The sequence below is a fragment of the Vagococcus sp. JNUCC 83 genome, from assembly GCF_053667615.1.
The window spans coordinates 2365191-2376816 of record NZ_CM132204.1; the positions used below are offsets into that span (position 1 = coordinate 2365191).

Below are 11626 nucleotides of genomic sequence, written 5' to 3' on the forward strand. Positions count from 1 at the left end.
TTATGAATCTATTTTCTATTCTAAGTTTTGTTGTCATTATTAGTTGTGTGTGGTTGTTTGCATTTAAGCGATCACGCGGTGTCAATGTTGATGGAGCAGAAGGATTCTTTATGGGTGGTCGAAGTTTGACTGCTCTACCGATTGCAGGTTCAATCATTATGACGAACCTATCAACAGAACAAATTGTCGGTCAAAATGGACAAAGTTATGTCGCGGGTATGGAAGTTATGGCGTGGGAAGTAACATCAGCCATTGCCATTGTTATGTTAGCCTCTGTCTTTTTACCAAAGTATTTGAAATATGGTATTAATACAGTATCAGATTTTATTGAAATACGTTATGATACACAAATCAAGCGCATTATTTCGGCATTATTTATTATTACTTATATCACATCCTTTTTACCAGTTGTGTTATATTCTGGATCATTAGTATTTAATAAAATTTTTCGGATTGATGAATTATTAGGGATTCGACCGATTACCTCAATTATTATTGTATCACTTGCGATTGGTGTCATCGGCATTTTATACTTATTAATTGGTGGATTACGTTTAAGTGCCTATAGTGATACTGTTTATGGATTTGGACTACTAACTTGTGGGCTTCTTATCCCAGCAATTGGGGTTACAATGCTTGGAAATGGAAGTTTTATCGGTGGGATTGATCATATTGTTGATAACACACCATGGTTACTTAATTCAGTGGGGTCAATTGATTCAGCTATTGTCCCTTGGCCAACGTTATTAACAGGAATGATGTTTAATAATTTATATTTCTGGTGTACCAATCAGATGATTGTCCAAAAAGCGTTAGCTGGAAAAAATTTAGCAGAAGCTCAAAAAGGTGTGTTTATTGTTGGGTTCTTTAAAGTTTTCGGTGCCTTATTCTTAGTGTTCCCAGGAATTGTAGCTAGAAATATATTTGGTGATGCATTAATGGGGATGCCTGATGATGCGTATCCAACACTTGTGACACATGTTTTACCAGAGATGATTTATGGCGTGTTTGCAGCGGTTATTTTTGGGGCGATTTTATCTTCATTCTCAGGTGCTTTAAATGCGACATCAACGTTATTATCACTTGATTTTTATAAGCCTGTTTTCAATAAACAAGCAACAGATCATGATATTACACGTTTTGGTAAAAGAATTACGATTGCTATCGGGTTACTATCTATCTTTATTTCACCATTAATTTCATTTGCACCAGCTGGATTGTATCAATTTGTGCAAGAGTTTAATGGATTATATAATATGCCATTATTAGTGATTATTTTATTGGCGTTTTATTCTAAAAAGGCAACAGCATTTGCAGCAAAAGTAACGATTTACTTGCACATTGTCTTGTATGCGTTATCAAAAGTAGTGTTGAAAGATGTGCATTTTCTATATGTGTTAAGTGTTCTATTTTTCTTAGACATGTTTGTGATGTTTGCTGTGTCAAAACTTAAACCAGATGGTGAGTTTGAATTAAAAGTCTTTAATACAAAAGTGGATATCACACCTTGGAAACATACAAAATTAGTGAGTGTGATTACTATTTTGGTAGTTGTTTTAACATACTTAATGTTTTCTCCGTTGGGGATTGCTAGATAAATAAAAATTAGGGGATGAATGATATGACAAAAGAATTAGTTGTAGGTGTAATTGGTGGGGGACGTATTGGAAAACTTCATACAAAAAACTTGGTACAAATGAAAGGTGTGACAGTAAAAGCAGTGGCAGATATTTTTGCCGATAAGATGCCAACTTTTGAAGCGGAATACGGGGCACCATTAGTGTCAGATTTTGATACTATCTTTAATGATGATGAGATTGACGCAGTATTTATTTGTACCCCAACAGATACACATGTTGAATTAATTAAAAAAGCTGCGGCAGCTAAAAAACACATTTTCTGTGAAAAACCGATTAGTTTTTCTGACGAAGAAACCATTGAAACGTATCATATTGTCAAAGAAGCGGGTGTTAAATTCCAATTAGGTGTGAATCGTCGTTTTGATCGTAACTTTGCCCAAGTGGAAAAACATGTTCAAGATGGCGCAATTGGAGATATCCAATTATTACGCATTGATTCACGTGATCCAGAGGCGCCACCTTTGTCTTATGTTAAGTCGTCAGGCGGTCTATTTTTTGATATGATGATACATGACTTTGATATGGCTCGTTTTATTACTGGTAGTGAAGTAAAAGAAGTGTATGCTACAGGAGATGCACTAGTTAACCCTGAATTAGAGGGGATTGATGTTGATACTGCGATTGTGACTCTAACGTTTGAAAATGGGTGCTTAGGAGTAATTAGTAATAGTCGTCAAGCAGTATATGGTTATGACCAACGTTTAGAAGCATTCGGTTCAAAAGGTGCGTCTCAAGCAGAAAATGAATTAGTAAACAATGTGGTGTTATCAGATGAGTCAGGTGTTCATAGCCAAAAACCACTACATTTCTTCTTAGAGCGTTATAATGATGCTTATATTAAAGAAGTAGAAGAATTCTTGACAGCTATTAAAGAAGACACAGATACAGTTGTAACATATGAAGATGGTATCATGGCCCAACGTTTAGCCTTTGCAGCAAACGAATCATTGAAAACTGGTCAGCCTGTTAAAGTTAAAAAAATATAAAAGGTGAATGACATGGAAAAAAGTATTTTATTTATCTGTGAGTCAGGTATCAGTGCCTCATTATTTGTATCAAAAATGTTAGAAAGTTTAAGAGATCATGGTTTGAATTATGATGTTGATTATGCTCCTGTTCAACGTGTGGAAACAAAATTATCACAACAACATTATGATGTGATTTTACTTGCCCCACAAATTAAGCGTTATGAAAAAGAGCTAAGAAGTTTGTTAGAAGAAAAATCTCATGAGTCTTATGTAAGTGGTATTCAAGATGATGAGTTTATCACAATGAATATTGAACGCATTTTAGAGAGAATTAAATAAAAGGACAAAGAAAACCAACTAGCCCCATATAACTAGTTGGTTTTTTCTTGTAACTGAAAGGTCATTTGAACGGGATGATGATCTGTATACCTAAATTGATAATCAAAAACATTTGTTTGTTTGATGTTAATATTATCTGATACAATAAAGCCATCAATGACATAAACTTGAGAAGTATCATAATCACCAGTGTATGCGTGGTTTAAGACTCTAACAGTTGGATGAGTATCATCATAGGAAAAACTAAAATGTTTTGGAATATCGGATGTACTGATATTTCCAGGATGCCACCCGTCTTGTCCCGTTTTTGGGAAAGGATGACTGCCTTCAAACACTTGGTTAAAATCCCCTCCAGCAATCACATAATTGCCTTTTTTGTATTCTTCTTCAAGAACTTTTTTAAGGAGTTTGCTTTGTTCAATTTTTCCTTCTCCATTATCATAAGCATCTAAATGTAAGTTAAACACAACGAGCTCTTTGTCACTACCACTTATGGGGAATCTTGTTTCAAGTAATGCACGTTTAAGATTCGCCATTCTCATTGGCCAAGAAAAAGGATTGGGTAAAGAAATTCGCTTAGCCTCATCCATTTTGAAATTTGTCATCGTCATAATGCCGCTTTTTACTTTACCGATTGGAGGCAGAGGAAATGGTACGTAAGGGACATTAAAATTATAAGCAAACACACTTGGTGTCTCGAGTGATTTAGAAATGTCTTCTTGTTGATTGATGTGATATGAGCGTTTTGAGTCTAAATCAACCTCTTGTAGTAGATAAATAGTAGAGGGGTGATCTTCTAACATATTAGTAATTCCTGTTAGATTCTCTCTAACTTGTTCTTTGGACTTAGGCTGAACATTTTTCCCACCATCCATAAAAAAGTCTTCTGAGTGTGATAACCCGGCATAACCAATGTTTAGTGTCAGCATGGATAGGTCTGTATTTAGTTGGATCACTGCAGTACCATTTGTTGGTTTGATGGATTCAATGTCTTTAGGTCTATATTCGTTGATTGATAGAAAGCCGATAAATATTAGTGCACTCAACAATAACAGGCTAACTAAACTTAATATCACTTTTGATAGTTTTTTCATATTTTTCTCCTTTAACACTGTAAACAACTAGAGTTTATTATAGAGTAATTTGGCTCATTAGGAAATAATCTTTTACGCTATGATTTAGTCATGAGAACATCACATTTTTTTCTAGGAATTTTTTTATGATAGTAATAATAAATTTTTAGGAGGAAAACACATGATATCAATCCCACATTGGGTCACCGTTATCTCATGGTTAAGTTTAATAGTAGCAGGAATGTCGTTTCTCTATATTGCTCAAGATGTTAAGAAAAATCCACCCAAAATGACAGTCATGGCAATTGTTTGGCCACTTACTGCACTGTTTGGTTCGGTCGTTTGGCTACTAGCCTATGAGAAATGGGGAAAAGTAAAAAAATCTAATAATCTATCGATGAGTGATGCGCTGAAACAACATGATAAGCCAATGGCGGTCTCAGTTTTTATTGGAACCTGTCATTGTGGTGCAGGATGCAGTTTAGCAGACTTAATCATAGAATGGTTATTATATTTTTTTCCGTCTCTTTATATGGTTGGAGGGTATTTAACTATTTTTTTCCACAAATTATTTGCAGGATTTGTTTTAGCATTTATTTTAGCCCTTTGTATTGGGGTGAGTTTTCAATATTTTGCGATTGTTCCAATGAAGCATCTAACAAAAAGAGCGGGAATTATTGCAGCAATAAAAGCTGACACGCTATCATTGTCTTGTTGGCAAATTGGAATGTATGCGACTGTTGCTTATTGTCAGCTTGTATTATTTCCTCACTATTTTGGAGGAGAGCTCTCCCCAACGACACCCGTTTTTTGGGTAATGATGCAACTTGCTATGCTTATTGGTTTTTGTACAGCTTATCCGATGAATTGGTGGTTAATTAAGAAAGGGATTAAGGAAAAAATGTAAAAAACATGAAAAAATCTACGTTATTTTACAATGATGCTTATCGTTATTTTAATAATTATTTAGAAGGAGTGTACAAAATAGTATAGAATATAGTTAAAAAGGAGATTAATCTATGCTAAAGCTGACATTTATTCAAATAGTGATAAGATTAGGCTTATCTGTTGTGATGGGGGGAATAATAGGGTATGAACGAGAACAAAAAAATCGTCCGGCAGGCATGAAGACACATATTTTAGTATGTTTAGGGGCAACTATCATAGCTTTGATACAACAAGAAATTGCGATTGAGGCTATCAAACTAGTTAGAGAAAATCCCGATATGATAAATATCATTAAATTTGATCAATCAAGATTAATTGCACAAGTCGTTAGTGGCATTGGTTTTTTAGGCGCAGGAACGATTATTGTTACGAGACAACGCATTACGGGGTTAACTACTGCGGCATCATTGTGGTCGTGTGCAGCTATTGGCATTGGTTTAGGTATGGGATTTTATCTAGTTACTATTTTAGGATTTATTTCAATTATGTTTGCTCTTTCGTTAGTGAAGCGAATTATTACAGTCTCTAAAGTCAATAATTTAGAAATTCAGTATGTTCATCGAAAAGAAACGAAAGATTTTATTCAACAATACTTTGAAAAACACCATATAGAGATTGAAGATGTCACATTTGAAGTTCAAATTATTGATGGCGAAAAATATTATAAAAATGTGTTTACGATTGATTTACCCAAGACATTAACCTATGCAGATGTTATTGAAGAGTTATCTATGTATACAAATGTACGAGAAATAAGATTAGTAGCTATTAGTGATTAAATTATGAATATAATCGTTATTTTATATAAATTGAGGTATGATTCCTTGCGATTTTTGTTATTAAAGAATAATATGATGATATATCGTAGTATTGGAAAGGGAGAGATTGTTATGTCAAACGAAAAAAGCGGTTTTGATTGGGTATCATTTCTGTTAGGAATTCTATTTATTTTTGCATCGCTTACATCATTTCAAGACCCAACTGGTAATTTAGTAGCCATAGTCATTGTGTTTGGTATGTTTGCTATCATTAAAGGGATTTTTGAATTATTTTTAAGAAAAAAAGTTAGAGAATTTACCGGAATCTCAGCTACAATGCCGATTATTGTTGGTATTTTTGATATTATTATCGGAATATTTTTATTATTCAATATATCCGCAGGTGTAGTTGCTTTACCGTTTGTGTTTGCTATTTGGTTTTTAGTGGACTCATTGGTTGGTATTTTTAGCTCAAGTGCATTAAAAAATATTAGTAATGGTTACTATTGGTTTTCAATCATTATTAACATACTAGGCGTGATTGTCGGATTTATGTTATTATTTAATCCGCTATCCTCTGCATTAACATTGAGCTTTTTAGTTGGATTTTACTTTATGATGTTTGGAATCACTGAAATTATTTATTCATTCCGCTAAAAATTGGATGGATATGTTATACTATAAATAAGTTAGATAACAGTAAAATTAAAGGTGTGATAATAGTGGAAAAAATCGTTATTCATTGTACCACAGAAATCGTACATGGTGGGTGTAATGTTTGTCCAACAACTGCAACGCCTACTTACGAAGTAGAATTAGCCGGAAAAACAATGGCTATTCCTAATCTTGATGTTGTTTCCTTGTTACGTCCAATTTTAAGAGAACATAGCTACAAAGAACGCCAAGAATACGATGTAACTGAAGATTACGATGTGTTTGAAAACACAACAAATACTGTGAATGTTTTTGAATCTTATCAAGGTTTACGATTTGAAAATGGTCAATCAGTAAAACAAGTAAAACCAAGATATACAACAGAAACAGAATTATTTAACGTTGTAAATGAGTTATTAACAGAACAATTTAAACTTGATGAAGTAGAATTTGTGACAGATATACCTGAAAATTAATAGCTTAAAAGCACGTTTGTTCATTTGAATAAACGTGCTTTTATTTTATATGTTTTGAAAACCACCTGCTATGCGGGTGGTTCTAAAGAGCTTTCAGCGTGGTATTAAAAAAGCCTCCTAAAATGATAAGATAAATTTGGTTTCCCGACCACAAAATATCAATCATATAGGAGGCTCCTTATGAAAAAGGACAATCAAAGTTTATCACACACAACATGGAAATGTAAGTATCATATAGTTTTTGCACCTAAATACAGACGACAAATTATTTATGGAAAATACAAACAAAGTATCGGAGAAATACTAAGGTTATTATGTGAGCGAAAAGGTGTTGAAATAATTGAAGCTAGCGCATGTAAAGATCATGTTCATATGTTAGTAAGTATTCCACCAAAATTAAGTGTTTCAGGATTCATAGGTTACTTAAAAGGAAAAAGCAGTCTTATGATCTTTGACAGACATGCTAATTTGAAATATAGATATGGTAACAGAAAATTTTGGTGTCGGGGTTACTATGTTGATACAGTAGGACGAAATAAGAAACAAATTGAGGAATACATAAGAAATCAAATTCGAGAAGATTATGTAGCAGATCAACTAACATTATTTGAAGAATATGATCCGTTTACAGGAGAGAAAAATAAAAAGAAATAATAGATCCTTTTAGGATCAGCGAGTGAATGTGGTGCATGAGGGAAACCGTTTCAGTGAGCCTTTCAGGCTCAAGCCGGTAATAGAGGCTTTCAGCCGAAGAACAAACCTCCAGTTCTCACTGGAGGTTTTGATTTGTATTCTTGTTGTTTTATATACTCCTATATCATAAAAAATGGTTTATTTTGTAGTATTCTTTATGAGATATCGATAAACTATTTCAGGTTACTAATAAAAATAGGAGTGAAGGTATTGGGGAAAGAAAAAGGAATTGTAGTTTATAAGATGAAAGAGATGATGAAGACAGAATGGTTTTTAATCATTTCATTAATTGTATTTTTTCCATTGGGGTTGTTTTTATTATGGAAAAATAAAGGATTTAGTAAAAAGGTTAAGATTGCAGTGAGTATTATTTTACCATTGAAATTTGTATGGATTATTATGATGTGGTTGCTTCTATTTATATATTTTGATGTTAATCAACAATTACAAGCACAAGTTAGGTTGGTATATGGAGATTTAGATAATCAAAAATCTTTATATGATGATTACAAAGAAAAAATGTCACCGTATGAGCAACTAGCTGATGCTGATTTAGAAAAACAACAGAAAAACATTGAGATAGCTAAGAAAGTATCCAATCAATTAGGTGAGCTACCTAGTGTGACGCTTATAAATCTAGATCATAAAGAAAAAGTAGAACAAGCAAAAAAAGCATATGATCAATTAAACGATGAACAAAAAGCGTACGTCGACGGAACAGTCATTAATGAATTGTCTGATAAAATAAAAGAACTTGAAGATAAAGCTAAAAAAGAGGAAGACGAACGTAAAAAACAAAAAGAAGAACAAGATAAACGAGCGAAAGAAAAAGCTGAAGAAGAGGCTAAAGGATATGATACAGGTATTACGTATCAACAGTTAGCGAGAACCCCTGATGATTTCATAATGAAAAAAGTTAAGTTTTCTGGTAAAGTAGTCCAAGTATTGGAAGATGATAAAGACACACAGCTTCGTATAGCAGTTGATGGTAATCATGATACTATCGTATATGCCGAGTATGAAAGTAAACTCGTTTCTTCAAGAGTATTGGAAGATGACTATATTACAATATCAGGTTATTCTATGGGATTATTGAGCTATAAATCAACAATGGGTGGAACAATAACGATTCCATCAGTAGTCGTTAAAAAAGTAGAGCAATAAATTTAATATGCTATTTTTATAAAGATTTGTGAAAATGGTTGGCTATTTGTATGAAAGCGTGTTATATTTGAGTGGAATTAAATATTAGAAACATTTGGGGTGCGTAAAGCTGAGATTATACCCATGGAATCTGCTCCAGTTAGTACTGGCGAAGAGAAATGTGTCATTTATGATGAAAACATTAAACCAAGGTCTATTTACGCCCATCCAATCTATTTGGACGGGCTTTTTTATTTGGGTAGGTGTTGATAGATGTTGTCATGAATCAGATTATACAAACCTCTTTTGTTTCTTTTAACGAGAAAAAGGAGGTTTTTTTGTTGCAAAAATGGACGTTACGTCAGGTTGTTTTATTAGCATTATTAGCCTTTTTATTTGGTGGTGTATTTATGGGAGCTGGATTTTTATATGCCGGGTTATCAGCTGTCCTGACACCACTTGGGTTAAGTCCTTTTGCTAATGAAATATTGTTTGGATTATGGACAATGGCCGCACCAATGGCAGGGATGTTAATCCCTCGAAAAGGCAGCTCAATTTTAGGAGAAATGTTAGCAGCTCTAGCTGAAATGTTGTATGGAACATATTTTGGACCTGGTGTTCTTATTTCCGGATTTTTCCAAGGTCTTGGGACAGAATTAGGGTTTATGGTCACACGATACAAACGGTATGATATTGTGCCATTATTTTATGGGGCTATAGGGACAACTGTATTAAGTTTTGTGTATGAATTTTTCAAATTTGGTTATGGCGCTTATTCTATTGGGATGATTTTATCACTCCTTGCTGTGAGATTTTTATCAGTGACGTTTTTCGGAGTAATTGTCGTATCAATGGTGATGACACTTTATAGACGCTCTCAAGAACTTGCGGTAGTAAATGAATGAGAGGGATAGAGTTAAGTGGCGTAACGATTCAACGTGGCGATAGAAAGCTGTTAAGCCATGTGGATTTTACGTTCTCTCCTCATGAATTTACGTTGTTATCTGGTGCAAGTGGTAGTGGGAAATCCACTTTATTAAAAGCTATTGCCGGATTTTTTCAAGTACCTTATGCAGGAGACATTCGAATTGAAGGGAAGAATTTAGCTGCAGAATCAATGGCTAAAAAAGCTCAACATATCGGTATGATGTTTCAAAATCCAAGTCAACAATTTACGATGAAGACCTTGCGTCGAGAAATTCTTTTTGTATTAGAAAACTTACAAATGAATCCAAAAGATATGACTCACCACCTGCAAGAAGCAGTGGTGTTATCTGGCACAAGTGAGTTATTAGACAGGCAACTCTCGACATTATCTGGTGGGGAAAAGCAACGCGCGGCATTATGTGTGTTACTAGCGATGGATAGTCCCTTTTTATTATTAGATGAACCGTTTGCTAGTATTGATCCAACAACTAGAAAAAGACTGATTAGCAAACTAGATGAGTTAAAACATATGGGAAAGACTATTATTATTTGTGATCATGATTTTAGCGATTATGAGGATGTGGTTGATACATGGGTTCAACTAGACAACCAATCCTTACAGCTAGTTCCTACGGCCTTGTTACAGTCTGAAAAAAATGATGTGCTACTAACAAAAGAAACTGCCTCAACCAAAGGGATATTAACGTTAGAAAATGTTCGTTATAAACAAAATCAGCGAGAGTTATTAAATCAATCATCGTTTCAATTTTTTGAAGGCATAACAACACTTACAGGAGACAATGGGACGGGTAAATCAACACTTTTTCGTTCTATTGCTCAGTGTCATCCGTATAAAGGGAAAATGATGTTTCGTGGTCAAAAATTGAAAAAACGGCGTCATTTATACAAACAATTATCGTTAGTGACGCAAGAGGCTGAAAAACAGTTTGTGATACTTACACCAGCTGAGGAATTTACATATAGTTCTTATCAGTGGAGTGATGCCAAGGCTATGCGCGATGAGGCGATTCAATATCTAGGTATCGAGCCACTGCTGAATCGCAGTGTGTTTCATCTAAGTGAGGGTCAGAAAAAAATAATCCAACTACTAACCATGCTAAGTTTAGAGGTTCCTTTGCTACTCTTGGATGAGCCGTTTTCAGGATTAGATGAGAGAGCGGCAATGTATTTTTCATCGTGGTTTGAAAAACAAGCTCACAGACAAGACTTAGTGATTATCTCTCATAGGTTAGCTCCGTTGGATAAAATCAGTCATCACCATGTACATCTAGAGCATAATCAGCTATGGCAACAAGAAAATCAGTTAAAGGAGGCATTACACAGTGTCGGTGACGAAAAGTTCAGCTTTAACACTAAGCATCCTACTACTACTTTTGACTATTGAGTTATCCTTTACTTCATCTATTCATTTAAATCTTTTTGTAGTTATCGTTAGTGCTATTTACTTAATAAGTAAGAAAAAATGGTTTGGCTTACTCGGGTTAATTTTTTTTCCGCTGATTCCTGCTTTAGGAACGTATTGGTCTGTTTATTTATATGGAAATAATCCAGAGTATGGTCTTGTGTTAGTTAGTCGAACCTTTGCTTTTGCAGCGATAGGTATGGTGTTTGCTTTTGGTGTTGACTTGGAAGAATTGCTGTTGATTTTAGAGCAAAAAAACATGTCAACATCTTTTGTTTACGGTATTTTGGTTGTATTACATGCAATGCCAATGATAAAAAACGAGGTCATTTCTTTGAAAGAGGCGAGTTTGTTTCGAGGGAAAACATTACATTTTTATTCACCACTCATGTATTTAAAAGTCATCTTTGTTGCCAATCATTGGCGCGATGCCTATACAGAAGCAATGTTTTCTAGAGGCTTTGATGAAGAAGGAACACGAACACACTATACACAGTATAAAGTGTGCCCAAAAGGTTTAATAGCATTAATTGGTTTAACCGTTGTATCACAAATAATCTTAGTCATAACATAGGAGGAAAAAC

Annotated in this window: 13 protein-coding genes and 1 riboswitch; of the genes, 12 read left to right on the forward strand and 1 reads right to left on the reverse strand. The window is 34.1% G+C overall.

Annotated features, from left to right (window positions below; translation table 11 throughout):
• Window positions 1–2 precede the first annotated feature (2 nt).
• From JNUCC83_RS11630 to JNUCC83_RS11640, 3 genes are read left to right on the forward strand one after another with little or no spacing between them, the layout of a single operon-like run.
• Entirely contained in the window at window positions 3–1598 is a 1596-nt protein-coding gene (locus JNUCC83_RS11630) for a solute:sodium symporter family transporter (RefSeq protein ID WP_454460115.1), read from the forward strand.
• Between the two features lie 23 nt (window positions 1599–1621).
• Complete coding sequence (gene iolG / locus JNUCC83_RS11635; RefSeq protein WP_454460116.1) at window positions 1622–2626, forward strand: inositol 2-dehydrogenase; 1005 nt, start codon at window positions 1622–1624, stop codon at window positions 2624–2626.
• A 12-nt stretch (window positions 2627–2638) separates the two neighbouring features.
• Window positions 2639–2947: a PTS sugar transporter subunit IIB gene (locus JNUCC83_RS11640; protein WP_454460117.1), complete on the forward strand. Its 309-nt coding sequence runs from the start codon at window positions 2639–2641 to the stop codon at window positions 2945–2947.
• 32 nt (window positions 2948–2979) lie between these two features.
• Here JNUCC83_RS11640 and JNUCC83_RS11645 read toward each other — a convergent pair whose 3' ends face one another.
• Window positions 2980–4041: an endonuclease gene (locus tag JNUCC83_RS11645; RefSeq protein ID WP_454460118.1), complete on the reverse strand. Its 1062-nt coding sequence runs from the start codon at window positions 4039–4041 to the stop codon at window positions 2980–2982.
• 160 nt (window positions 4042–4201) lie between these two features.
• Between JNUCC83_RS11645 and JNUCC83_RS11650 the strand changes: the two genes are divergently transcribed.
• From JNUCC83_RS11650 to JNUCC83_RS11690, 9 genes are all read left to right on the forward strand, one after another.
• The gene (locus JNUCC83_RS11650; protein WP_454460119.1) at window positions 4202–4927 is read left to right on the forward strand and encodes a DUF4396 domain-containing protein; all 726 of its coding nucleotides are present in this window, start codon (window positions 4202–4204) and stop codon (window positions 4925–4927) included.
• 112 nt (window positions 4928–5039) lie between these two features.
• A complete protein-coding gene (locus JNUCC83_RS11655) occupies window positions 5040–5747 on the forward strand; it encodes an MgtC/SapB family protein (protein ID WP_454460120.1) in 708 nt (235 codons plus the stop codon).
• Between the two features lie 111 nt (window positions 5748–5858).
• Window positions 5859–6383: an HdeD family acid-resistance protein gene (locus JNUCC83_RS11660; RefSeq protein WP_454460121.1), complete on the forward strand. Its 525-nt coding sequence runs from the start codon at window positions 5859–5861 to the stop codon at window positions 6381–6383.
• A gap of 65 nt (window positions 6384–6448) precedes the next feature.
• The gene (locus JNUCC83_RS11665) at window positions 6449–6856 is read left to right on the forward strand and encodes a DUF4809 family protein (protein ID WP_454460122.1); all 408 of its coding nucleotides are present in this window, start codon (window positions 6449–6451) and stop codon (window positions 6854–6856) included.
• 180 nt (window positions 6857–7036) lie between these two features.
• Window positions 7037–7510 carry an IS200/IS605 family transposase gene (gene tnpA / locus JNUCC83_RS11670; RefSeq protein ID WP_454459189.1) on the forward strand — a complete coding sequence of 158 codons (474 nt, stop codon included), beginning with the start codon at window positions 7037–7039 and terminating at the stop codon, window positions 7508–7510.
• A 249-nt stretch (window positions 7511–7759) separates the two neighbouring features.
• Entirely contained in the window at window positions 7760–8713 is a 954-nt protein-coding gene (locus tag JNUCC83_RS11675; RefSeq protein WP_454460123.1) for a hypothetical protein, read from the forward strand.
• 85 nt (window positions 8714–8798) lie between these two features.
• Window positions 8799–8887: riboswitch (TPP riboswitch) on the forward strand.
• Window positions 8888–9033: 146 nt separating this feature from the next.
• Entirely contained in the window at window positions 9034–9597 is a 564-nt protein-coding gene (locus JNUCC83_RS11680) for an ECF transporter S component (protein ID WP_454461368.1), read from the forward strand.
• On the forward strand, window positions 9594–11024 hold the full coding sequence (locus JNUCC83_RS11685; RefSeq protein ID WP_454460124.1) for an ABC transporter ATP-binding protein: 1431 nt from the start codon (window positions 9594–9596) through the stop codon (window positions 11022–11024). The genes JNUCC83_RS11680 and JNUCC83_RS11685 overlap by 4 nt, the downstream gene beginning before the upstream one ends.
• Complete coding sequence (locus tag JNUCC83_RS11690; protein WP_454460125.1) at window positions 10963–11616, forward strand: CbiQ family ECF transporter T component; 654 nt, start codon at window positions 10963–10965, stop codon at window positions 11614–11616. The genes JNUCC83_RS11685 and JNUCC83_RS11690 overlap by 62 nt, the downstream gene beginning before the upstream one ends.
• The last annotated feature ends 10 nt before the right edge of the window (window positions 11617–11626 follow it).